This window comes from Compostibacter hankyongensis (assembly GCF_039541075.1).
GTDB lineage: Bacteria > Bacteroidota > Bacteroidia > Chitinophagales > Chitinophagaceae > Compostibacter > Compostibacter hankyongensis.
Genome location: NZ_BAABFN010000022.1, coordinates 103,005 through 128,011 on the forward strand (window position 1 = coordinate 103,005; position 25,007 = coordinate 128,011).

The 25,007-nt window shown below is 51.0% G+C and carries 20 protein-coding genes and 1 tRNA gene; 7 read left to right on the plus strand and 14 right to left on the minus strand.

What is annotated here, in order from left to right; genetic code table 11:
* The first annotated feature begins 2 nt into the window (after window positions 1–2).
* From ABD851_RS16500 to ABD851_RS16520, 5 genes are all read left to right on the plus strand, one after another.
* Window positions 3–1,346 carry a dihydroorotase gene (locus ABD851_RS16500; RefSeq protein WP_344981362.1) on the plus strand — a complete coding sequence of 448 codons (1,344 nt, stop codon included), beginning with the start codon at window positions 3–5 and terminating at the stop codon, window positions 1,344–1,346.
* A 71-nt stretch (window positions 1,347–1,417) separates the two neighbouring features.
* Window positions 1,418–2,743, plus strand: coding sequence for a MutS-related protein (locus tag ABD851_RS16505; protein ID WP_344981364.1), 1,326 nt, complete (start codon window positions 1,418–1,420; stop codon window positions 2,741–2,743).
* A gap of 50 nt (window positions 2,744–2,793) precedes the next feature.
* Window positions 2,794–4,332 carry a YifB family Mg chelatase-like AAA ATPase gene (locus ABD851_RS16510; protein ID WP_344981366.1) on the plus strand — a complete coding sequence of 513 codons (1,539 nt, stop codon included), beginning with the start codon at window positions 2,794–2,796 and terminating at the stop codon, window positions 4,330–4,332.
* Between the two features lie 51 nt (window positions 4,333–4,383).
* Window positions 4,384–6,207: an ABC transporter ATP-binding protein gene (locus tag ABD851_RS16515; protein ID WP_344981368.1), complete on the plus strand. Its 1,824-nt coding sequence runs from the start codon at window positions 4,384–4,386 to the stop codon at window positions 6,205–6,207.
* A gap of 47 nt (window positions 6,208–6,254) precedes the next feature.
* Window positions 6,255–6,680, plus strand: a complete 426-nt coding sequence (locus ABD851_RS16520) for a DUF983 domain-containing protein (RefSeq protein WP_344981370.1) — start codon at window positions 6,255–6,257, stop codon at window positions 6,678–6,680.
* Window positions 6,681–6,727: 47 nt separating this feature from the next.
* Here ABD851_RS16520 and ABD851_RS16525 read toward each other — a convergent pair whose 3' ends face one another.
* The 6 genes from ABD851_RS16525 to ABD851_RS16550 all read right to left on the minus strand — a co-directional run bounded on the left by ABD851_RS16525 (window position 6,728) and on the right by ABD851_RS16550 (window position 13,860).
* Entirely contained in the window at window positions 6,728–9,160 is a 2,433-nt protein-coding gene (locus tag ABD851_RS16525) for a TonB-dependent receptor (RefSeq protein WP_344981372.1), read from the minus strand.
* Window positions 9,161–9,331: 171 nt separating this feature from the next.
* Window positions 9,332–9,748: a hypothetical protein gene (locus ABD851_RS16530; protein ID WP_344981374.1), complete on the minus strand. Its 417-nt coding sequence runs from the start codon at window positions 9,746–9,748 to the stop codon at window positions 9,332–9,334.
* Between the two features lie 27 nt (window positions 9,749–9,775).
* A complete protein-coding gene (locus tag ABD851_RS16535) occupies window positions 9,776–10,501 on the minus strand; it encodes an outer membrane beta-barrel protein (RefSeq protein ID WP_344981376.1) in 726 nt (241 codons plus the stop codon).
* Between the two features lie 24 nt (window positions 10,502–10,525).
* Window positions 10,526–11,089 carry a hypothetical protein gene (locus tag ABD851_RS16540; RefSeq protein ID WP_344981378.1) on the minus strand — a complete coding sequence of 188 codons (564 nt, stop codon included), beginning with the start codon at window positions 11,087–11,089 and terminating at the stop codon, window positions 10,526–10,528.
* 36 nt (window positions 11,090–11,125) lie between these two features.
* A complete protein-coding gene (locus tag ABD851_RS16545; RefSeq protein WP_344981380.1) occupies window positions 11,126–13,444 on the minus strand; it encodes a TonB-dependent receptor in 2,319 nt (772 codons plus the stop codon).
* 92 nt (window positions 13,445–13,536) lie between these two features.
* Complete coding sequence (locus ABD851_RS16550; protein WP_344981382.1) at window positions 13,537–13,860, minus strand: hypothetical protein; 324 nt, start codon at window positions 13,858–13,860, stop codon at window positions 13,537–13,539.
* Window positions 13,861–14,068: 208 nt separating this feature from the next.
* Between ABD851_RS16550 and ABD851_RS16555 the strand changes: the two genes are divergently transcribed.
* A tRNA-Lys gene (locus tag ABD851_RS16555) sits at window positions 14,069–14,141 on the plus strand.
* Between the two features lie 42 nt (window positions 14,142–14,183).
* Here ABD851_RS16555 and ABD851_RS16560 read toward each other — a convergent pair.
* Window positions 14,184–14,546 carry a DUF4260 domain-containing protein gene (locus ABD851_RS16560; RefSeq protein WP_344981384.1) on the minus strand — a complete coding sequence of 121 codons (363 nt, stop codon included), beginning with the start codon at window positions 14,544–14,546 and terminating at the stop codon, window positions 14,184–14,186.
* Window positions 14,547–14,815: 269 nt separating this feature from the next.
* On the opposite strand from ABD851_RS16560, the gene ABD851_RS16565 reads away from it, so the two are divergent.
* Window positions 14,816–15,751 carry a hypothetical protein gene (locus ABD851_RS16565; RefSeq protein WP_344981386.1) on the plus strand — a complete coding sequence of 312 codons (936 nt, stop codon included), beginning with the start codon at window positions 14,816–14,818 and terminating at the stop codon, window positions 15,749–15,751.
* Between the two features lie 9 nt (window positions 15,752–15,760).
* On the opposite strand, the gene ABD851_RS16570 is transcribed toward ABD851_RS16565, so the two are convergent.
* The 7 genes from ABD851_RS16570 to ABD851_RS16600 form a co-directional block, all read right to left on the minus strand.
* Window positions 15,761–17,122, minus strand: a complete 1,362-nt coding sequence (locus tag ABD851_RS16570; RefSeq protein ID WP_344981388.1) for a UDP-glucose dehydrogenase family protein — start codon at window positions 17,120–17,122, stop codon at window positions 15,761–15,763.
* Between the two features lie 44 nt (window positions 17,123–17,166).
* Window positions 17,167–18,570 (minus strand): undecaprenyl-phosphate glucose phosphotransferase, encoded by a 1,404-nt coding sequence (locus tag ABD851_RS16575; RefSeq protein WP_344981390.1) that lies wholly within the window; start codon window positions 18,568–18,570, stop codon window positions 17,167–17,169.
* Window positions 18,571–18,812: 242 nt separating this feature from the next.
* Complete coding sequence (locus tag ABD851_RS16580; RefSeq protein ID WP_344981392.1) at window positions 18,813–19,985, minus strand: glycosyltransferase; 1,173 nt, start codon at window positions 19,983–19,985, stop codon at window positions 18,813–18,815.
* Between the two features lie 31 nt (window positions 19,986–20,016).
* Complete coding sequence (locus ABD851_RS16585; protein ID WP_344981394.1) at window positions 20,017–21,120, minus strand: glycosyltransferase family 4 protein; 1,104 nt, start codon at window positions 21,118–21,120, stop codon at window positions 20,017–20,019.
* Between the two features lie 136 nt (window positions 21,121–21,256).
* The gene (locus ABD851_RS16590; protein WP_344981396.1) at window positions 21,257–22,564 is read right to left on the minus strand and encodes a right-handed parallel beta-helix repeat-containing protein; all 1,308 of its coding nucleotides are present in this window, start codon (window positions 22,562–22,564) and stop codon (window positions 21,257–21,259) included.
* 139 nt (window positions 22,565–22,703) lie between these two features.
* Entirely contained in the window at window positions 22,704–23,870 is a 1,167-nt protein-coding gene (locus ABD851_RS16595) for a hypothetical protein (RefSeq protein WP_344981398.1), read from the minus strand.
* Window positions 23,867–24,991, minus strand: coding sequence for a glycosyltransferase family 4 protein (locus tag ABD851_RS16600; RefSeq protein WP_344981400.1), 1,125 nt, complete (start codon window positions 24,989–24,991; stop codon window positions 23,867–23,869). The genes ABD851_RS16595 and ABD851_RS16600 overlap by 4 nt, the downstream gene beginning before the upstream one ends.
* Window positions 24,992–25,007 lie beyond the last annotated feature (16 nt).

Sequence of the window (25,007 nt, forward strand, 5' to 3'; positions counted from 1 at the left end):
GCATGCAAAGATATCTTATAAAAAACGCATTTATTGTCAACGAAGGTAACATTATGCCCGGAGATGTGCTCATCGAGGAGGAACGCATCGTCCGCACAGGCCCGCAGCTCAATCCACCGGGCAGCTTCGAAGAGATCAACGCGGAGGGCCTTTACCTGCTTCCGGGGGTCATTGACGACCAGGTACATTTCCGCGAACCGGGGCTCACCCACAAGGCCTGTATCTACAGCGAAGCGCGCGCTGCAGTGGCCGGAGGCGTCACCAGCTTCATGGAGATGCCCAATACCCGGCCGCCGGCGCTTACACAAGCCCTGCTGGAAGAAAAATACGACATCGGCGCGGCCACCTCGCTGGCCAACTATTCCTTCTTCATGGGCGTATCCAACGACAACGCGGAAGAGGTCATCAAAACCAATGCCAAAAAGCGCTCTGTATGCGGCGTAAAGGTGTTCATGGGGTCTTCCACGGGCAACATGCTGGTCGATAACCTGCTTACGCTGGAGAAGATCTTTTCGGAGACGGAGCTGCTTATCGCCACCCATTGCGAAAACGAACAGATCATCCGCAATAATCTCCAACGGATAACGGCAGAAAAAGGAGAAGAGCGTCTGACTGCGGCAGATCACCCCCTCATCCGGGATGAAGCGGCTTGTTTTGAGTCCTCTTTCCTGGCCGTGCAGCTGGCCAAGAAATTCGATACCCGCCTGCATATCCTGCATATTACGACGGCCGAAGAGCTGCAGCTCTTCGGCAACATGCTGCCCCTGGCCGATAAACGGATCACCGCTGAAGTATGCGTGCATCATCTCCATTTTACGTCAGATGACTATGCCGCCCTGGGCAACCGGATCAAGTGTAATCCCGCCATCAAGGCCCCCCGGCACCGCGAGAAGCTCTGGGAAGCCCTGCTGGACGACCGGCTGGATGTGATCGCCACGGACCATGCCCCCCATACCGCCGAAGAAAAACAGCAGCCCTACCCTTCCGCACCCGCGGGCCTGCCCCTGGTACAACACGGCCTGCTGCTCATGCTTGAATATGTAAAAAAAGGCAGCATCCCCCTGGAGAAGGTGGTGGAAAAGATGTGTCATGCCCCGGCCGTCTGCTTCAAAATACGCGACCGCGGATATATCCGTGAGGGTTATTATGCGGACCTGGTGCTGGCAGACCTGGGCGGCTCCACTTCCGTAACACCGGAAAACCTGTACTACAAATGCAAATGGAGTCCCTTTGAAGGCCATGATTTTCCTGCGGCCATCCATACCACCTTTGTAAACGGGTATCCGGTATATGGAAAAAACGGCTTTGATGAATCTAAAAAGGGTAAGCGGCTGGCTTTCCTTTAAAAACGCCGAGGGCGCACTGCCGGAGCGGGGAAGCGGCAATCGTGTTTTCACCAAAGGTAATTACAGGCGCCATGGAAATAGATAAAACCACCTTAGAAGACCTTTCCGTTTTCAATAAAGAGGAAACTTATTCCGTCTTCCACCGGCTCAACTTCACCCGTACCGTTGGCGGCAAAGAGCAGCTGAAGTTTTTTTTTACCCATCCCCTCGCCGACATCGCAGCGGTATCCGGCACGCAGGATACGGTAAAGTATATCCTTGCCGGTATCGAGCAGTGGCCTGACAGCATCACCAACGGCACCATGATGGTGATGGAAAAGTTCTTTGACGCCGGCAGCGAGCCCATACCCCCCGCCCAGAATGCCGCTCTCTCCCCTCAGAATCTCTATTACCGTATCATGTATGCAGGGGATTATTCCCTGGTCCGCTATTCGCTTTCGCATTTTATCAGCTTTTTTCAGGGGCTCAGCCAGCTGATGGGGCTGTACCGGCAGGCAAATACCCCTCCGCTGCTGCGGAAGCTGTTTACGCAGGTGGAGGATATGCTGGCCAAGCCGGTGATAAAGGAGATGAGCCAGTACGACCCGCAGGAAAGGCTTTCCTTCTCCCGCGTACTGTATTTCGGCTACCAGCTGAGGCACCAGCAACGGTCGGTGACCGCCCTGATCGCGCTGTATTACCAGCTGGATGCCTACTACTCCATGGCGGCCGCCGTAAAGCATTTCGGACTTTCGTTCCCCCGCTTCGCCACAGATGACCATCCTTTCTTCCGCGCCAGGGCACTGTACCATATCCTGCTGAAACATCCGGTTTCCTATGAGGTCAGCATGGATCCGGAAACCAACTTTTTATTCCTGACCGGGGCCAACATGTCCGGCAAGAGCACCTTTATCAAGGCCATAGGCATCTCCGCCTTCCTGGCCCACATCGGCATGGGGGTGCCCGCGGAAGAGCTGCAGCTTACCTGGATGGACGGGCTGCTCAGCACCATCCAGGTAGAAGATAACGTAGTGCTGGGAGAAAGCTATTTTTTCAACGAGGTGCAACGGATCAAAAAAACGATCCTGAAGATCAACGACGGCCGGCACTGGCTGATCCTGATCGATGAGCTGTTCAAAGGCACCAACTTCCGCGATGCCAAAATATGCTCCGTGAAGGTGATCGAAGGTCTTTTGAAGATGCGCAACAGCTTTTTCGTGCTTTCCACCCATCTTTATGAAATAGCGGCGGACCTGCAGCAATACCACAATATCCGCTTTAATTATTTTGAGACATCCGTAACAGACGAAGTTCCTTCCTTCAGCTATCAGCTGAAAGATGGCATTTCAAACGACCGGCTCGGCTTTCTTATCCTGAAACGGGAAAAGGTCCTTGAGCTGCTGGACCGCATCGGCTGAGCCTTCCCTTATTTTTTGTTATCTTAGCCGGATCAACAATCCTCTCTCTCATGCTGGTGAAAACCTTCGGCAGCGCTGTTTATGGAGTTGATGCACGCACCATCAGCATAGAGGTAAACATCGGCGACGGGTTTCGTTATTTCATCGTAGGGCTCCCCGACAATGCGGTAAAGGAAAGCCTGCAGCGCATCGAGGCGGCCATCCGGAACAACGGCTTCTCGATGCCCCGCAGGAAAATGATCGTTAACCTGGCGCCTGCAGACCTGCGAAAAGCCGGCACGGCCTATGATCTCCCCATCGCCATCGGCATGCTCAGCGCTACGGGTCAGATCACCGCTCCCGAACTGGACCGGTATATCATCATGGGAGAGCTCTCCCTCAACGGCGATGTGCTGCCGATCAAAGGGGCGCTGCCCATTGCGCTGCAAGCCAGGAAAGAAGGCTTCCGCGCCCTGTTTATCCCCCGGGCCAACGCCCGCGAGGCGGCCATCATCAACGACCTTCCCGTATTCGGCATATCCCATATCCGCGATATACTGGCTTATTTCAAAGATCAGGATGCCCTGCAGCCAACGGTGGTGCATACACGCGATGAGTTTTTTGAAGCGCAGCGCGAAGCCGGGCCTGATTTCAGCGACGTCCGGGGGCAGCGAAACATCAAACGCGCCCTGGAAGTAGCGGCGGCCGGCGGACATAACGTGATCCTGATCGGCCCTCCGGGCGCAGGCAAGACCATGCTGGCCAAACGGCTGCCGGGCATTCTCCCTCCCCTTTCCCTACAGGAGGCCCTCGAAACCACCAAGATACATTCGGTGGCGGGCAGGCTGCCGGAAAATGCCACCCTCGTCTACCGGCGTCCCTTCCGGTCGCCGCACCACACCATCAGCGACGTGGCCCTGGTCGGCGGCGGCGGTATCCCGCAGCCCGGCGAAATATCCCTGGCGCACAATGGCGTGCTCTTCCTGGACGAGCTTCCGGAATTCAAACGCAGCGTGCTGGAGGTGATGCGGCAGCCCATGGAGGAGCGGCGGGTGTCCGTATCCCGGGCAAAAGTAGCAGTGGAGTTCCCGGCCAGCTTTATGCTGGTGGCCTCGATGAACCCCTGCCCCTGCGGCTATTTCAACCATCCCGAAAAAGCGTGCTCCTGTCCCCCCGGCGCGGTGCAAAAATACCTGCACAGAATTTCCGGTCCCCTGCTGGATCGTATCGATCTGCATGTGGAGGTGACCCCGGTACCTTTTTCCGAGCTCTCCGCGGAGCCTGCCGCGGAAAACAGCGCGGCGATAAGGGAACGGGTGATCCGTGCCCGGCACATCCAGACAGCGCGGTTCAGGGAACACCCGGGGCTGCACAGCAACGCCCACATGTCTGCCCGGCTGCTGAAGGAGGTTTGCCGGCTCAGCCCCGTACCGCAAAATCTGCTAAAAAAAGCGATGGAGCGGCTGCAGCTCTCCGCCCGCGCTTACGACCGCATTCTGAAGGTAGCCCGTACCATCGCCGATCTGGACGCCCAGGAAACCATCCTGGCGGAACACATTGCCGAGGCCATCCAGTACCGAAGCCTGGACCGGGACAACTGGGGTCTGTAGCCGCCCCGGAAAATATCCGCTGTGTATTTTTAACGTAACTTTGCCGGCATTATGCGGATACTGCTCGCTTATCTGAAAAATTTCAAATGGCTGATCCTGCTGGCCCTTATACTGGCAGCCATAAACCAGACTTTTTCCCTGCTGGATCCCGTTATCCTGGGGAAGATCATCGACCAGTATGCCACGCATCCGCACGAAAAATGGATCACCGATGCCGCCGGAAAAGTGATCCGGAAGATCCCGCGTCCTGACGGCGATTTTACCCGGGGCGTGCTGCTCTGGCTGGGAGCCGCCATCGGCGTAGCCATGGTTTCCCGTATTGCCAAGGCCTTCCAGGACTATTTTGTCAATGTCATCATCCAGAAATTCGGGGCAAAGCTGTTTACCGACGGACTGCGGCATTCCATGCAGCTGCCTTACCAGGATTTTGAAGATCAGCGCAGCGGGGAAACGCTTTCCATCCTGACCAAGGCCAGGGCCGACTGTGAAAAATTCATTACCTCCTTCGTCAACGTCCTGTTTACCGCTGCTATAGGAATCGTATTTGTAACCATCTACTCGCTCCGGCTGGACTGGCGCATCGTGGCCCTGTTTTTTACCGGCAGCTTTTTCCTGGCCTGGCTGACCAGCTGGCTGAGTAAAAAGATAAAGATCATACAACGGCATATCGTCAACGAAACCACGGCGTTGGCCGGCGCCACCACCGAATCGCTGCGCAACATCGAGCTGGTCAAAAGCCTGGGGCTGACCGACCAGGAGATCGACCGGCTGAATAAAAACACCTACAAGATACTGGGCCTCGAGCTGACCAAGGTAAAACGCATCCGCAGCCTGAGCTTCATCCAGGGGACCTTTGTAAACTTCCTCCGCCAGTGCATCATGTTCACCCTGCTATGGCTGATCTTCCGGGATGTGCTGCAGGTAGGCCAGATGATGACCCTGCAATTCTTTTCTTTTTTCATCTTTAACCCCCTGCAGGAACTCGGAAACATCATCATGTCCTACCGCGAAGCAGAAGCCTCGCTGCAGAATTTCGACACCCTCATGAAAAAGCCCAAAGAATCGAAGCCCCTGCAGCCGCGGTCTTTCGGCGATATCACCCGGCTTTCCTTTGAGCAGGTCAGCTTCCGGCATCTTACCGCCCAGCACAAAGCGCTGAATAAAATAAGTTTTACTGCAGAAGCGGGGGAAACGATCGCCCTGGTAGGGCCCTCCGGGTCCGGCAAGACCACGCTGGCCAAATTGCTGGTGGGCCTGTACCATCCCGGCGAAGGCCGCATCTTGTACAACCGCATCAGCAGCCGGGACATCGACTTCGATGCGCTCCGCAGACAGATCGGATATGTAACGCAGGATACACAGCTGTTTGCCGGCACCATCCGGGAGAACCTGGTCTTTGTGCGGCCCGATGCCACGAACGAACAGATCCTCGCGGCGCTGAACGATGCCTCATGCCAGTATATCCTCTCCAGGGCGGAAAAGGGTATCCATACGGTGATCGGGGAAGGCGGTATGAAAATATCCGGGGGCGAAAGGCAGCGCCTTTCTATTGCCCGCGCCCTGCTGCGCGATCCGAGGCTGCTCATCTTCGATGAGGCCACCTCTTCGCTGGATTCCATTACGGAAGAAGCCATTACGGATACCATCAAAAAAATATCATCCCGGAGAAAACAGATCACCGTGCTCATTGCCCACCGCCTCTCCACCATCATGCATGCGGATCGCATCTACGTGCTGGAAAGGGGCGATATCGTGGAAACGGGCACCCACAGTGAGCTGGTCCGCGAAAAAGGCCTTTATTACGCCATGTGGCGGCAGCAGATCGGAGAGCGGAAATCCGATCCCGCACCCGCCGCCGACGGCATTGCCGTCTAAGCCCGTCGGGTCAAATAAAACATTAACTTTGCGCAAATTTCAAACGGATGAAATCCCGCAGTCTGCTGGCAAGCCTCTTCACCTATAAATGCCCCCGCTGTCGCCGGGGCAACATGTTTACCGACCCCAACCCCTACCACCTCAGGAAGATGTTCTCCATGCCCAAGCACTGTCCGGAATGCGGACAGCGCTATGAGCTGGAGGTAGGGTTCTGGTATGGCACCGGATACGTAAGCTACGGGCTTACCGTCGCGCTTTCCGTCTTCAACCTGGCCTGGTACTGGCTGATCTTTGGCATATCCGTCGGGGACAACAGCATTTACTGGTGGCTGCTGGTCAACGCGCTGATCCTCCTGGTTGCCATGCCCTGGCTGATCCGGTTCTCCCGCGTGATGTACCTGTATTTTTTTGTACGCTACGATCCGGAAACCGAGCAGCTTCCCCGGTCGGACAAAACGTCTCCTGCCTCCTGAAAAGCCCTCCCGGCTGCTTAGGATCAAGAGAATATCTGGAAACGACCTTACTTAAAATTCAGCGGCACATTTACCTTCACGCTGAAGTTGCGTCCCATATCAAAAACGCCCGTGCGTCCGGTAACCGGATTTTCATCGGCATATTTGAGACGGCTCAGGTGATTCTGGTAGGCCACATCCGCCAGGTTATCTGCGGAGAGGTTCAGACTGAACAGGGTACGGCCCTTATGGTTGACAATGTCTGCACCTATCCCGGCATTCAGGAGCGAATAGCCCGGCGTAACCGTTTCCGTGCGGTAGGCGCTGAAGATCTCGTTCTGCCGGAAATAACGGTCCAGCTCTATCTTCACATACAGGTTCCGGATCCCTTTCCCCTTTTTAAGGAAATCCCCGCGTAGCTCGCTGACCCAGCGGGTGGCCGGCATCATGGGCAGGTTACCGGTGGAATCCGTACCGCCGGCAATGGTGCCGCGCACATAGGAAAGGGAATTTTCAAAATGCAGCCAGTCCAGCGGATGCGGATGGATATCCAGGGTCAGCTCCCCGCCATAGAGATGCGCATGGGTCTGCTGGTACTGAAAGGCGGCATAGCCCTCCTCGTTATCATTGACGGGTATGGAATCCTCCCCGCCGGCGCCGGTCAGCTTTCGGGAGAAAATATAATTACGGATGTCGTTGTAAAATACGCCTGCATTTAACGACACATGCGTGCTGTTCCATTCCAGTCCGAGATCGCCTTCGGTGCTGACCTCAGGGTGAAGCGCCGTATTACCGTACTCATACCGGATAGTGCCTTCGTGCACGCCGTTGGCCGACAGCTCGGCGGCATTCGGCGCACGGAAGCCCCGGGCAATATTGACCTTCAGCGTCACTGCAGAACCGGCTGCATAGCTGAGCCCTGCGCTGGCCGAAACATTGGAGAAGTTGCGGCGGACAGCGCTGAATTTCTCTTCACCCTCTCCGGCGCCGGCCGGCTTTCCGTCCTCATCCAGCCTGAGCGCATCCGTTTGGATGTGGCGGTTATCAAAACGCAGCCCACCGCTAAGCGACAGACGGTCAAAATCCCGTTTTACATACGCAAAAGCGCCGATGTCAAATAAGTGGTAATCGGGGATGAGGAATTCCATACCCTCGTTAATGTTATGCTGCGCCATGCCGTTCACGCCAATGCTGGTCTGCCAGCGACCCAGGGCGGGAAGAAAATATTTTGCATCATAATTAAAAGTATTGAGCCGCAGCGACAATCCCGGCACATCCGGCGTTTCCACCTCCCCGTACTCCTTGCGGAGGTTCTGCTGGAAGCCCAGGATAAGGGCCAGCCGGCTGCTGCCGCCCAGGTAAAAGTTGTTATCCAGTACCGCCTTGTTGTGTACGATACGCTGACGCGGAATGTCCGGCTGGTACGAAGTAAAATCACCGTGGGTAGGTACTTCTTCCCCGTCCGGCACCGGCTTTACAAAATGCCCATCGTCGTCCCTTTCGCCTTCCACCAGCCCCAGGTTCTCGTTAAACGAGGCGAACTGCAGATGGGAATAGCCCCAGCTTTTGTTCAGCCCTACATAGCCTCCGAAGTTGGTTTCGTTGAAGCGGGAATTGAACACATAACCGTCGTATTTGTTCCGGTAGTCGTGCGACTGCTGACGGGTACCATAAGCGTTCCAGTTAAAGCCGTTGAGGTTGCCCGCCAGGTTGCCATGCACTCCCCACAGCCCGCTGTTGCTTTGCCAGGCGCCGGTGAGATTGCCCCTTACCGTGCCCTCCGGCACCGGCAGGTTGGAAATGATGTTGACCACGCCCGCCAGAGCATCCGAGCCATACATCAGCGAAGCCGGCCCCTTGAGTATCTCGATCTTGCTGACATTGTAATCATCTACTTCGATACCGTGCTCATCGCCCCATTGCTGGCCTTCCTGCCGGATGCCGTCGTTGATCACCACCACCCGGTTGTACCCCAATCCGCGGATCACCGGTTTGGATATCGCCGGCCCGGTAGATACCTGGCTGATGCCCGGCTGCTTGGCGACCGCGTCAATGATGTTGGTATAGGCCCGGCGCCGGATCTGCTGCATGCTGATCACGCTGATGGGGGTAGGACTTTTCCGGGCCTCGGTAGCCGCGCTGCTGCCGGTGACGACCACTTCGCTCTGTTCGAGCACGGCGGGGGAAAGCTGAAAGTCATGCGTTACCGCCCCTTTGATCGTAACCATAGCGCTCACCGACCCATAGCCGATATACTGCACCTGTACCAGGAAGCTTCCCGCCGGAAGATTCTTGATGCTGAAATGGCCGTCGCTGCCGGTAATGGTGCCCGTCTTCAGATCGGGAAAATATACGGAAGCCCCTGCCAGGGGCTGGTGGCTTTTCGCATCCGTAACGGTGCCGGTGAGCAGGTTTTTGTCTTCTTCCCGCGTGGCAGCACGGGAAACCATGGCCGGCCCCAACAGGACAGTCAGGATGATATAAAATATGATTTTTTTCATGTGTGGGTATTGCGGGAAAAACGTTTATATGATAACATCTCGCCGTCTGTAGGATTATCCCTCCATGGCGGCAAAAACGGTTTCCTGTCCGGGATAAAATAAAATGGTGTGAAGATCGTCCGGCGGACAAGACATAGTTCATGCTACGGAGCCGCCGGACCGTTTTATGGCTCAGGTCAGCGCCGGAGGGGGGCCGCGCAACAGGGAAACAAGAGCCGCCCCCGTCATGTCAGACAGCGCCAGCGCAAAGACGGGTACGGCATAGCTGGCATATCCGGCCGGCAATACCTGCGGCGCTCCGGGTAGATAAGGCGCGATGATAATCTTCAGAAAGTCGCAGTGGATATGGTGTCTGCTCCAGCTAAGACCTGTATTGTAATGGTCTACCGTGTCCCGGTGTCCGGCAAAATCATGTATAAAATCATGCGGAAGGATGGCAAAAAAGAAAACAGCCAGCACACCTATCGCTGCCGCTTTCTTCCCTATCCTGTATTTTTCCGGAAAACGCACGGGTACAAAGATAGGATTAAAAGCAAAAAGGCCCCAGAGACAGGAATCCATCCTGCCCCGGAGGCCTTTCCCCGCCATCAAAAGGAAATCTGAAAAAAGGCGGCGTTAAAACTGATAGGCCACGCCCAGGTTGCCGTTTATGCCGCTGATGCTTTCGTGGTAGCGGGTAATCAGGCGACCTGCGTTAACCGGACGGTTCTCGTTGCTGACCTTAAAATCCGGTTTGGAACTGAAGTAATCCACATTCAGCAGCAAGGCCAGATGGGGAGCGATAGCATAACGGAGCCCGGCACCCGCCTGAAAGCCAAAGGCTGAGGCCGTGGATTTTTTCTGCCCGAAGGTAGCGTCGGTATTGTCCTCCAGATATACCTTGTTCCCCGCCAGGCTGGCATTGACCAGCCCGCCGAGCACCCGCAGGTCAAGCGAAAGCTTTTTACCCAAAGGGAAAGCGTAATAAGGCCCCACCAGGATGTTCAGGGTATGATTACTGCCGTCTACCTTTACGGTGGAGCTGTCAACATCAAAGGCTTCCTTATAACCGTCGGCCAGCTGCTGCGCCCCTTTAAATCCGTATCCGTTATAGGTAGCCAGGCCGCCGATGCCGAATCCCGATTTGAAATAATAAACCCCCGTCAGACCTATGGCTGCCCCGGTACCGGCAAAACCGGACTTATCATTGTCATAATCCCCTTTGACAAAATTGCCGGAAGGGGCGCTGACACCTCCTGTAATGCCGATATAGCTTTTTACCGGCTTTTTGTCCTGCGCAAAGGATGACAGGGATACGGTCAGCAGCAACAGCAGGCTTATTGAACTAAAAATATGCTTCATCATTAAAATGTTTTAAGGTTCGGATTATTGAATAGTGATATCATAGTTCACGTCGGCATCCGTAGAGCCCGGCTCACAGGTGCCGTCTTTGACATTAGGCTGGTGCCGCAGCTGTACATTCAGCTTTCCCGCGCCCGTTGCTCCCGTGGTGAATTCGTCTTCCAGTCCCACTTCCAGCGCGGGCGTATTGGTATCATGATCTGTTCTTTTTACCGTCAGATTCAGCCCTGAGCTTACGGTAAAGCAGACCAGATGATAGTTTTCCCGTTCCTTGATTTCTTCGGTGACGTCTCCGCGCGGACTCTGTGTATCGTCCCAGAATAACACTTCCGCCTTGTACTTTGCATTGGGTTTGAGCGTTAGCTTCGCAGCACTGACATCCGGCGGCGTATCGTCGTCCGGGTTCATGTCCTTCCAGGACGCGGTCTGCGTATCCGACGGATCGTTTTCATTGGTGACCTTCAATTCAACCGTGGTAAGGAACTCGTTTCCCGGTACGGGAGGAGCCACCGCCTCTTCATCCTTGTTGCAGGCATTCCACAGCAATACCATCATGGCAATGCCGGTCAGACTGATTGCTTTTTTCATATACTTGGATTTAAAATTTACAGATGACAGTTTAGATTAAAATTTAAGCCTGGCGCTTACTATAAAATTGATCCCCGGCTCGTCGGCATAGTAACGGAACCCGTTCAGGTATTCCCGGTACGCCACATTGGTCAGGTTCCTCACCGCGAAGTCCATATCCACCCCCTGTTTCCGGTACGGTAGCCGGAAGCCGACGTCGGCATTGAATAGCGAATACCCCGGAGGAGGCGGCACATAGTCGCTGTTGGGGGGTACCCGCGTCTGCCGGGATACCGTAACGTTCTGCAGGGACAGCCTTACATCCTGCAGTCTTCCCAGCTTCTTCCGCCGATAAGAAAGCGTATGGTCAAAACGGTCCGCAGGCATATAGATCAGATCATCATGAATGGACTTATTATACCCCCTCACAAACGAGATCTTTGATGCCAGGTCAAAGTGGGGAAGGAACCGGTATGATGCATTCAGGTCGGCGCCCCGCAGTCGCACATCGGCCTGGGTATATCTGAATGCCGGGTAGGTGCCGCTGATGATGGTAACCGGTTGCAGCAGGGGTTGGGCATAGATAAAATGATTTATCTCGTTGTCGTACAGATCCAGTCCGGCCTGAAACTTCTCCGACCGGTATTTCAGCCCGGCGGTAGTATTATAGGAACGTTCGGAAACGAGTGCGGAATCCCCGATCTCATAGCTGGCAGCGCTGAAATGAACACCCCGGATATAGAGCTCGTTGATGCTCGGCGCACGCCAGGCAATACCGAAATTCCCGTTGATGGAAAAGCGTTCACCCAGCCGGTATCTGAATCCCAGCGTTCCGGTCAGGTTGCTGTAATCGAAAGTGCTGTGATAAAGAGCCAGCGAAGCCTGATCCCGCTGGTAGACCCTCAGCCAGAGGTAATCGTAACGCAATCCGCCTTCCAGTGTCAACCGGTTACGGTTATACTGTTCTATGGCAAACGCCCCTCCGGTATAATTCCTGAAATTGGGTATGAGATAACGGATACCACGGAACACATTGCCCTGCGTCATCCCGCTGAGACCGATACTGCCGGAGAAATGATTCCTTTCCGGTTCGATATAGGCCACATTCAGCGTATGGGTGGTCAGCCGGAAGCGCAGCTGCGGCATATTCAGCACAGCCGGATCGTCTGAATACGGAAGATCCACATCGTATTCCTGACGAAGATCCCCCTGCCGGGCAAAATCGGCTTCCACCTTTCCCCCGTTCCCGAACTGATAATGGGCGGATGCTTTAAACAGGTCGTGACGCACCGACTGGTAGCTCCGCCTGATCTTATAGGAAAACACCGAAGGGGTGAGCGGCCTGGAACGTTTGAAGGCCGCATAGAGGTCTTCAATATTCCCCACATGCGATCCATCGAAGATACCGATCTTCGTCCCGTAGTGGCTGTAAAAGAGCTGTATGTCGAAACGGTTTTTCCGGTACCCTACCGAGGCGGAAAAGTCGCTTTCGCCCAATCCCGTATTGCCGAGGTAATAATGGGGCGTCCTGAAGTTACCGGCCCTTTTGAGGGTACCCTGCACCCGCCAGGCCCATCCGCTGAGCCGGTGCCCCAAGGCCCCTTCAAGAGTAGCCGAACCCACACCCATCCGCCCGTTGGAAGCACCGGTAAGGTTGACGGATCCGCCGATTCCAGGCGTAGCAGGCAGGGCCGCCGGCTCCAGCAGCACTACCCCCGCGATGGCATCCGGACCATATCTTATTCCGGCAGCGCCCTTTATCACGGAGATCTTGCCGGCTACAAAGGGATCTAATTCTGGCGCATGATCCTCCCCCCATTGCTGTCCTTCCTGCCGCACTCCGTTGTTCAGGATAAGGATACGATTGCCGTACAGGCCTTGAATGACCGGCTTGGACAGGGAAGGACCCATCTGGACGCTATTCAGCCCCGGGATCGCCTTCAGGGATTCTCCTAAGGGCTGGGCACGGGAACCGAATTTCAAAGAAGATTCCAGCACTTCACGGGTTACGGTACTCAGCATACGTCTCCGGTCTCCCGCGATCAACACCTCCTTTAGCTCCGTGGTATCCGTCGTCAACACCCAGACATGACGGCTGTTGCTATCCAGGGTCAGCCGGACAGAGACCTTACGAAAACCCACTTTTTCACAGGTGACGGTATAGTTGCCCGGACAGAGACCGGTCATGTGGTAAACGCCCTGCTGATCAGCGACGGTACCTTTTCCCAGCGCGGCTATCCCGACAACAGCTCCGGCAATGGGACGGCCGTCGGGATCAGACACCTTTCCCGACAAGGCAAACGTATGGATACACTGGCCGCAGGCGAAACGGGCATAGCATATACCCATCGCCAGGGCGATCGTTTTCAACGTCACTGATACTGCTTTAGGTCATGAAGAAACCGGCACAACAATGCAGGACACATTGCGCCTTCCGAAAGAAGCTAAAGGGATATCCTGTCCGGACTTTACCCTACGAGGCGGGCAGGGGGCGCCCGCAGGGCGGGAAAGGGAGAATACAAGACAAAGGTGCACGTCGCTATGGGCTGTACCAGCGTCTCCTGTATCACCTGTGCGGTGCTCAGAAGAATACCTTCCGGAGAAACAAAAGGCGTGGTACTGAAGTGCAGGAACGGGCAGTGTATATGTACAGGACTGATATGACCGCTTCCATCAACGGTATAATGTTCGCGGGTATCTTTGTGGTTGGCGAACACGGCATGCAGAAAAGCTGCAGGAGTGGTACTATAGAAAAATACCACCAGCAGCAGCAGGGATAATCCCTTTTTCACGACATGCCTGTTCACAATCATACTGAATTTACAGCTGACAAAGATAGCACTAAATCCGGCAATATCACGTCTTCGCCGTAAACAATCTTTTCTACCGTTTCCCGGCAGCTGTCATATATTTTTCAAATTCGATTATCATATTTGGCCAGGATTCGTATCTTTGCCTCCCGGTTTCCAAACCGGATTTCGCTTTGCGGGATTTCTTTTTGTCTCTGTAGCTCAGTTGGTAGAGCAGCTGACTCTTAATCAGCGGGTCCAGAGTTCGAGTCTCTGCGGGGACACCCCCTTTTTTCATAAAACCTGCCAGCCGGCAGGTTTTATGTTTATACAGGCTTTCGTCCTATTTTCCCCAGATGCGTATCGCTAAATCCGGTTGCATACTTCAGTCCGTATCCGAATATCCTGTCCATTGAGGAATGGGCAAAGAGGAGTATCCCGCAAAACAGCAACCACTGATGACCGGTGTACCATCCGGCAAGATATAAGGCAATCGCCGTTCCCTTATGATGAAAGAAGTTATAGACACAGGCGCCGGTTTTATTCCCTGCAAGGTAGCCTAACATACTGATATCGGGCGCAAGAATAAGCGCCGGGAACCACCACCAGGCCAGGCTGCATTGCAGATAAAAGGCCAATACCGCCAGGGCGAAGCAGGCCAGTTCCTCTAAGATAAGTATTGTTTTCATCCGTTCGAATTTTCATAACTTGCCAAACAAATATATGAATAAGCTCCTCAATGCCACTTCATCCGATGATACGCATCCGGTCCGGTAATCCCATATTGAACCGCACGTCGGTTTCTGCCTCCTGCAATAAAAAAACGAACCCGGGAAGGTCTCACCCGATACGATCCTGCAAAACTGCTGCGTATATTATTACTCCGGCCATCATCTGCATATATTTACTTGCAGCTTATGAAGCTTACGGGCAGGCCGGCACAAAATCCGGCCATCATTTGCCCGCCGCCAAAACCAGACTGGGCATACGCGGCTCACAGTTCACCATAAACGGCGATCCCGTATTCTTATACGGCATCAGTTACTACGCTGGGCTGGGAGCGCCCGAAAAATTCATCCGGCAGGACCTTGCAGACATAAAAAAGTATGGCTTTAACTGGATACGCATCTGGGCCAACTGGCCAGGATCGGATAGCAATATAAGCGCCATAGACCATCAGGGCAATGCGAGAGCGATATTGATGAACAAGCTGGAATGGATCATAAAACGGTGCGATCGCAAAGGCATTATCGTGGATGTCACCCTTTCGCACGGCGATGGCATAAAGGATCAGAAGACATACAGACATGCGGTGGCAACGCTCGTAACCGCCCTGAAGCCTTATCAAAACTGGTATATAGACCTGGCCAATGAACGCGATATCAGAGACAAGCGGTTTGTAAGCTTTGAAGAGCTGGAACAATTGTGCAGGATGGTAAAGGACCGCTATCCCCGGCTGCTCGTTACAGCATCCGCCGGCAACGATATCAGCCGGGAAGATCTGAACCGGTATCTGCGCATCGCCCGGGTCGACTTCATCTGTCCCCACCGGCCACGGAATGCAGCCTCGGCTGCCCAAACCGCATCAAAAACCCGGGAATATCTGGCCATGATGAAAGCGCTCGGGCGGGTGGTACCGGTAAATTACCAGGAACCGTTCCGCCGGGGCTATACCCGCTGGCAGCCCGGGGTAACGGACTATGTTACCGATCTGCAGGGCGCTCTGGCGGCAGGTGCAGCGGGATGGTGCTTTCACAACGGCGATCAGGGAGGCGATCCCGACGGCATGCCGCACCGGTCGTTTGACCTGCACCGGCGCCGGCTATTCGATCAGCTGGATCCGGTAGAGATGCAGGCCATCCGGAAAATAAGCAGGCAGATAAAAACCCGCTGAGGGGGCTTTTTAAGCTCCGGCGTACAATGACTTTTCAAGCGCCGCAAGTGTTCCGTTTTTTGTTCCGATACCATGATATACAAAACCCAGGCTTCTCAGCTGCTGCGGGTTGTATATATTCCGCCCATCCAGCACGAGGGGAAGCTGCATCAGCCTTTTTACGCGCTTCCAGTCCGGTAACCGGAACTCCGGCCACTCCGTAAGCAGCATCAGGGCATCGGCACCATCCACCGCTTCATATTCATTTTGAGCATAAATAACATCTGCAGCAATCTGCTTACGCGCCTCACCTGTGGCCATCGGATCATAAGCCCTCACCCCGGCGCCTGCTTTTATCAACGCCTCTATTATAGTTAAGGCGGGAGCCTCCCGCATATCATCGGTATTCGGCTTGAAAGCCAGTCCCCATATGGCGATCTGCTTCCCTTCCAAATCGTTATCCAGAAAATAGAGGAGCTTTTTGAACAGGACCTGCTTCTGATCTTCATTAATGGCTTCCACCGCTTCCAGCAGGCGAAGCCTGTGGCCGTAGTATTTTCCCGTATGGATCAGGGCTTTCACGTCTTTTGGAAAGCATGATCCCCCGTAACCAACTCCCGGATAAAGGAACTTGCTTCCGATACGCGGATCGGCGCCGATGCCGTTCCTTACCTGATTGATATCCGCATCCACAAACTCGCACAGGTTAGCCATATCGTTCATGAAGCTAATGCGGGCGGCCAGCATGGCATTGGCCGCATATTTGGTCATTTCCGCCGAAGCAATATCCATATGGATGATGCGGTAGCGGTTGAGCTGAAAAGGCTTATAAAGCTGGTCCAGGACGTTCCGGGCCCGCATGCTGTCTGTTCCGATCACAATGCGGTCCGGGCTCAGAAAATCCTGTACGGCGGCGCCTTCTTTCAGGAATTCCGGATTGGAGGCTACATCAAACGATATCTTTCTCCCCCTTTTATCCATGGCCGCGGCTATGAACGCTTTTACCTTAGCCGAAGTGCCTACGGGAACAGTGCTTTTGGTAACCACGACGGCATAATCCTGCAAAGCTTCCCCGATAGCCGTAGCCACAGCCAGCACATGACGCAGATTGGCGCTGCCGTCCTCATCCGGGGGCGTACCCACGGCGATAAAAATGACCTCCGCCCCCTGTAGGAATTCGGCCAGGGAGGTGCCGAATTCCAGGCGGCCTTTCTTCATATTCCGCCGGACAATCTCCTCCAGGCCCGTCTCATATATCGGAAGCCTTTCTCCCTTCAGCATATTGATCTTCCGTTCGTCAATGTCAATACAGGACACGTGGACACCCGTATCCGCCAGGCATGCCCCTGTAACCAGTCCGACATAACCTGTACCTACTACGATTGCTTTCATGTATGTGTTTTTTAGTATTAATAAATCTCCCGGACCGGGAACCCCTAAAATGCATTTTGATCCTTTTTAAATACGTTCAAGAAAGTATAGCATATGATTTTCAGGTCAAGCAGGAATGACCAGTTTTCCAGGTACCAGACATCAGCCTCCACCCGTTTCAGCATATCATCGGATGTTTTGGTTTCTCCGCGCAACCCATTGATCTGCGCCCAGCCCGTAATACCCGGTTTGAGGAAATGTCTTACCATAAACTGATCGATCAGTCGGGAATATTCCTCGGTATGTTTCAGCATATGCGGGCGGGGTCCCACAACCGACATTTTTCCGCTCAATACGTTGAAGAACTGCGGCAATTCGTCCAGGCTGGTCTTACGCATGAAAGCGCCCAGCCTCGTGATCCGGGGGTCATCCCGGGTGGCCTGCTTCAGGTCGGCATCCACATTCTGCCGCATGCTCCTGAACTTGAAACACCGGAAAGAATGGTTGTTCCGTCCCGAACGCAGCTGAATAAACAATACGGCACCACGGGATTCCAGCTTGATCAGGATAGCCAGTATCGGGAACAGCCAGCTCAGCACAAACACAATGACCCAAAGTGAAAACACGATATCAAAAGTGCGCTTTATGATCCGGTTGATTATTCCCTCCAGCGGTTCCACCCTGACGGACATCACAGGTATTTCCCCCATGCTTTCCAGATGTACTGCCCTTTTTACATAGGTATTGTAATCCGGTATAAACTTAAATCTTACCAGATGGCGGTCGGCCGCCATCATCAATTGACGGATATCTTCATTCTTATCACTCGGAAGCGTGCAGAATATCTCATCTACCTCGTTACGGGTGACATAAGGAATACATTCCCTGATACTGCCTTTATACAGTTCTTTCTCAATCGTCTCACCCGCATCATAATCAAAAAAACCGATAATCTGATAACCCCTGTAAGGATTACGTTTAAAATACTCGTAAAGGTCCTTTGCTGCCAGGCCTGTACCGGCAATGATCACCTTTCTGAAATCGTGGAGAATATCATATCTGATTTTACGGATGACCAGGAATATAAACTTCCAGATTCCCAGGGAAAAGCCAAAATAGGACAGCGAATAAATCAGAAACGTCTTGGTGATATAATGAGGAAGCAGGGCGGGCACCAGCATAATAAAGAGCACTATAAAGCCGGCAAAAAGGACATAGGATCTGATTACGGCCTGAACGATCTTGATGGAATCCTTACGCAGCACCTGGGAGTATTGCCTGCATATGGTGCTGGACAGGAACCATAACAGGTTTACAAACAGGACTACGGGGAGATAAGTCCTGTTATAAAGCCAGAAAACGTCAGACTTGTCCAGGGTCAGATAGGCAAACACCATGGACAGGTTCAACAAAGCATAGTCCACAATACGATTGACTACGCGGAACATGATTGAATAGCGATAGACCATAAGTCAGCGCATTTGTTAAAACAGGGCAACAGGCAATATCAATAAATCAAGATCAGTCAACTATGATTTGGCCTTTAAAAACGGCCGGCTTTCGATTCGCAGAAGAGGGGCATGGAGAAAATAAAAAGCAATAATTTTAAGCGTATTTCAATAATATTAAATAATATTACCATTATTGTTTTTTTGTTAAAATTATCGATTTTTATACTAACAACGTGTAAAAACAAAAGATTTATATTTTTTTAATGTTTACAAGTAAAAATATAACAGTTTGATTTGTAAGTATTTGAAATAAAATTATGAATTTTTATTATAAATTCTGATTCATCAAATTTTTCAGCATGTGCCCGGATAAATGAAGTATCGAACCGGAGATGCCCAAAGCGAACAACAGCCGCTTTCAATGCAGAAACCGTCTGTCGGTTAAAAAATAAAGCGGTAGCGGGTCTTATGTCATCCTGGTACGGAATCATCGTGTCCAGCACCCCTCCTCTCCCATAGGCGATCACAGGCTTACCCGATGCATTGGCCTCAAGCGGGGTAATGCCATAATCTTCCAATTGCGGAAAAATCAAAGCTTTACATCCCGCGTAGACCTCTGCCAGCTCGGCGGCGCTCAGGCCGCTGACAAAAGTTATGTTTTTCCCGGCTTTCTTTTTCAGACCAGCCTCCCTCGACCCACTTCCTACAATGATCAGTTTTTCACCAGGCAACCGGTTAAAGGCTTCCACAACCAGGTCAACTTTTTTATAAGGTTCAAGTCGGGATACCACCAGGAAATAACCGCCGTCCAAACCGGAAGGATAAAAGTTTGCACATTTTACACCAGGATTGATCACCGTTACCTTTCCCCGGGGAAAATAAGCCGCGTAGATCCGCGGGACTACCTCCCTCGAATTGGTAATAAACCAGTCCGTCCGACGAGCTGCCTTCCTGTCAATCTTCCGCAGCCTGCGGATGACCATGCTGTACAGTCTGGACATAACGGGATTGGCGCCGTCAATCTCCTTATACGATTCAGGACGCCAGGCCAAACGGAATGGCGTATGACAATAGGTAATGACCAGCGCCTGGGGATCGGGCCGCACATACTTGGCGCAATGGGTAGTAGACTGCAATATCACATCATATCCCTTTAGATTTATAGCACGCATGGCCCAGATGGCAAAAGGGTAAAAAAGCCGCTTCAGGCTCTTTTCATTTTTAACAACCCTGCCCAGCCAGCTTGTGCGGATATCACAGGACTCAAACTCCGGATAGGTCTTTTTCCGGTTGTAACAGAGCGTAAAAATAGGCGCCTCAGGGAAGGCACGATGAAAACCCAGTACGACCTGCTCGGCCCCTCCCTTACGAACCAGCTCATCCTGAACAATTGCGATACGCATAAAAACCCGTTTTAAATAATATAACACCATAATTTACCAAAGGAGGAAGCAGATAACCTGATCAAACCTCATCCCGGATCAAAGACCGAAGTAACTCGACATGCTTTCGGGAAGATGCTTCCCAGGTAAACTTTCTAACCCGGTCCCTGCCTTTTTCAATCAATTTCTCACGCAAATCATGATCTTTTAAAACCCTGTCGATCTTGTCCCGGATATCATATACATCATAGGGATTAAAGTACAACGCTGCCTCACCGCAGACCTCCGGCAAACTGGCTGTATCGGAAACGACGACAGGACAGCCATTCACCATGGCCTCCAATGGCGGAAAACCGAATCCTTCATACAGCGATGGGAAAACAAACAGGGAAGCATGGCCATAAATAGTATCCATATCCTCCTCAGCGACAAAACCGGTAAAGATAATATTGGAGCTCAAAACCCTGTCTTCCGCTACCTGCTTATGTAATAAGGGGTCACCTGTTATAAAACCGCTTTTTTTTCCGACAACAACAATCTTATATTTATCCTTTATACTGTTATCCAGCAAAAGATAAGCTTTTAAAAACCGCTTCAGATTTTTATGCGGTTTGACATTCCCGACAAACAAAAGATATTTCTCCGGCAGTCCGTACCGGAACCTTATTTCATCCAAGTTTTCTATCTTTGATCGCTGCCTGATGCCATTCCTGATAACAGATATCTTTTCCGGATCGCAATCATTACAATACCGGATGATCTCTTTTTTGGAAAAATCAGATACCGTGATAATTTTATCGCTCTTCGCTATTGCCCTCCTGATCATAAACTTTGCATATACCTTCTGCCCAACACTCAGATCGTCCAGAAAAGCCAAATGATAGACATCATGGATCGTGACCACCCGTTTACAGGAAAGCGGATATACAGGAATATTGTAATGAGGCGAAAACAAAATAAAACCCGCCTTCAGGTCTTTCCGGAGCCTGTAGTAGGCAAGCTGCTCCCGGACCGAATAAACGGGGTAATCAAAATCCCTATACATCAAATTGCGAAAACAACCGTCTCTGTTCCGGCCAAGAACCGTTGTATCGGCAATACCGGAAACCGGCGGAAGGATATTTCTGATATAAGTGCCTATCCCCGAATCATTGATCATCCTAACATCAAAAAAAAGACCGCTCATGCTTAAACAGATTTTCTTTTTTTAGAAATAAGTTCTCCTACCCATTACAACCCCTGTTTTTCCTGAACCATCGCCTGACGGATGACAATAAAACATCTTCAGGCCCAAAGCCACGACACCCCCTGATTGCGGGGTTTTACTTATAATTCTTAAAACTGGATCCATTCTGCATTTTTATTATTTTGCTCTGGTCATATCTTTTCCCTGATGAACGTCTGATCTCATTACGCTCACCGATCCGGGCATCACTTTTCTTTCTCAGATTATCATAAAAGCTCTCCAATACGTTGCCATAATACCTGTTGCTCGAAGCACTCATATTTCCCCAGCTGTCCTCCAGGACGGAGGCGGTAAATCCGGAGATCTTGTTATCACTCACCGTGTTTTCCGAATTGTTGAAGACGGCCGATCTCCAGTAATTTCTGATGCCTATATTTATCTGACCTGATGCCGGATTCATCTTTTCAGCAGTATTCAACAGCTCATTTCCCGATATACGCCAGCGGGACCCTCCCTCATTATCGATCGCTATACTGCTGTTGACCAGCTTGACGATATTGGACTGAATAACGATATCATTACAATCTATTGCCTTAACGGCTCCGGAAAACCTACCTGCTATGGTATTGTTCAGAATCCTTATACGATTTGCAGATCGCGCATCAAAGGCAATGGCCGACATATGATCGCCGCTTATCCTGTTGGCCGACAATTCTATATTGTTATGCAAGGATGCAGATCCGTAAAATTTAATCCCCGGCCCCCTGACGCCTTGTTGCTGTATCACGTTGTCCTGTACCACGACTGTGCGGCATCCATAAAAGAACGTTATGCAACCATTCTTACAGCCGGAAATGTTATTGTATTTTATGACAGAGCTATCACATCTCTCAAGATCGATTCCGACATCCCCGCAATTAGAAACATGGTTACCGGTTATTTCAACATCCCTTCCCAAACTGCCCCATATCCCGCCCTTCCGGATGTTTTTCACTTCGTTACCGGTTATCCTGATCCCGCTGACGCCGGAAGAAGGGGCGGGCGCTTTCCCGGCATCTCCTCCCCAAAACTGAATGCCGTGCAGGCAAGATGCCACATTACACTTATCGACATGAACATTCCCTGAATAAACTATGTCAATCCCTTTCCCCGTATAACCGCTTATCCTGCAATGTTCTATTAAAACGTCCTTTGTATCATAAATCCTGATCCCATCGCCCCTTCTTGGATCAGCAAACACCATATTAAAGTTCCTGAACGTTACATTTCTCCCTTTTATAAGAATGAGAAACGGAGATGCGCCGGACTTGCCGGTGGTCAGGACGGATCCGTTGCCATCCAGGATAATATTATGCCGGCTGATCACCAGCGAATCCAAAAGATAAGTACCGCTGTCCAGGACTATTTCAACGTTAGCAGATTGGTTAACCAGCTTGTTAAACAAGGCGGTATTATTAAAGATGCCGTTATTTTTCAACCCGTTATCTGATCCGGATATTAACCGGTAAGCAGGGGCCTGTCCATACAATCTGAAACTGCACAGCATCATTAAACAATAAATATAAAAGCATCTGTGCATGTCCCTATCCTCCTTCCTTTTTCTTATACCTGATCCCGTAAGTACTATATAGAAATAAAAAGAAAAGCATATTAAGGGGGAAGACCGACAGCATGGGAATAAAGATCATTTCCAGCATGAACAACAATAAATATATCTCGGTATATGCTTTGTAAGGCTTACTGAACAGATAAATGACAAAGCAGAGTATCAGGAATAAAAAGAGATAGGAAAACGGGGAATAATTATACAGATACGAAATATACCATGTTTCGTGGAAAAAAAATTTCTTATTCAGATACGGGAAAAGTAAAAATTCCAGCTTAACAGAAGTATGCGAATCAATGGACCCCTGCTTTTGCTGAACAGTAGTCACATAAAAAGCGTATATATCCGGCCAGTAAAGTGCAAATATCAGACATATCCCGGTTCCCGCTGCCAGGGAAAAATAAAGGAAATAATTGTTTATCCGGAAGCCCTTCAACCCCCATAGTAAGATAACAATAAAAAATATCAAATAGGCGCTGAATGACACCGTATAAAACACGCAAATTGCCAGCAGGGCGGCCATCAGCCACTTTCTCTTATCCAAAGCGATATAGACCAGGAAATTACAAAACAGGCCAAACCCATTGGGATCATCCCACAAACCGCCAAAGCGGATCAAACTTCCTTCATAGCTCAAAGCGGTCAGCCGACCTGTCAAATGGTAATTCGCAATCACAAAAAAGTCGGTAACAATGGTGAAATAAGCTATAACGGAAAAGTTCCTGGAAAGAAAATCCGTGATAAACTCCTTCAGATCGTCTCCCAGGTAAAATACCGGAAGCAATGCGATACCCCATAGCAGGTATTCAAGCTCCTCCCAGACAGGGGTCCCAAAATCGAGAATCCATATAACATTCACTACCAGGCTCCATAACAGAAAAGAATGAATAATCAGTTCCCTGACCGGCTGATGAATCTTATAGGCCCGCTTATTCATATAAAAGAAAGACAGGACAAGCAGTATGATCAGATACTTTCCGGCTTTCCATGCATTAGGGGTATTGGTATAGGTAGGAGATGTTGCCGAACTATTATACTTGAATATATAACGATGAATATTATACAACAATGCAGAAATATACAGTCCGTGAATCAGCAGCCTGTTGATTCCGGAAGGGTTCCTCTTATTGATCAGTTCATTCATGATACAATCTCATCAAAAACTTTCATATATGATTTCACGCTGGTTTTTATATCAAAAAGGGTCGTTACCTTCTTTCGTGCATTTTTTCTGATCCCTTCTATTTCTGCAGTCCGATAGTTATTTACAACATGCGTCAGGCATTGCGCCAGGCTCAAAGGAGATCTGTGGTCTACAATAAAGCCGTCAATTAAATGGCTGACAATCTCAACATTCCCGCCGAGATCGGTTACGATCACGATCTTTTCAAAGGACATTGCTTCATAAATCGTGGTTCCGAGCGGTTCCGGTTCCTGGGAGCAGTTGACCAGAACATCAACCTTGGTTCCGTAATAGGGTTTCATATCATGCTTGTATCCCACAAAACGGACTATCTTCTGAAGATTATACCGGGCAAGAAAATCATCCAATTCATGCTTGTACTTCAGATCGTTTGGCGAGTTATGGATAAAACCTCCCACCACATCGATCAAAATTCTGTTTTTGATATCACGGGACATCAGATGTACCGCATTAAAAAGATATTGATGTCCTTTCCATTTTGAAATAATACCGACAATTGAAATCGTTATCTTTTCATTTACAACGTCGTTTTTAAGCGGTCTAAAGCTATCGAGGTCAAGTCCGTTATAAATGACACGGATTTTTTGCTCAGGTATGCGGATATCAATTAATGATCGCTTCAAGGCATTTGAAACACAAACAACGGAATGAGAGAGCCTTGAAGCGAAACGCGCAATGCTTGCATTTATACCCTCTTTCTGAAACACGGGGTGATGATGGATCCATAAAACCTTCCTGCCCGTGAGCAATCCGATCAATCCCGCATGAAGGGATACACCAAAGCTGTTGGCAATGATAATATCGAAACCATTTCTTTTGACATAACCCGATATTTCCAGTATCCCTTTAAAAAGTTTCAGCAGATATACCAGGTAATTAATCTTTCCTTCGCCCCGGTTTAACCTGGGAATATTATTGTTAATCAGCACCGGAATATTATTCACGATACATCTGGCAGAAAACTCCCCTTCCGGCAGCGCAATGATGCTTTGATACGATTTGCTATCGAGGTTCAATATCAATCGCTCCATCACCAGCTCACCGCCGGAATATTTTTTCATATTGCACAGGAATAGC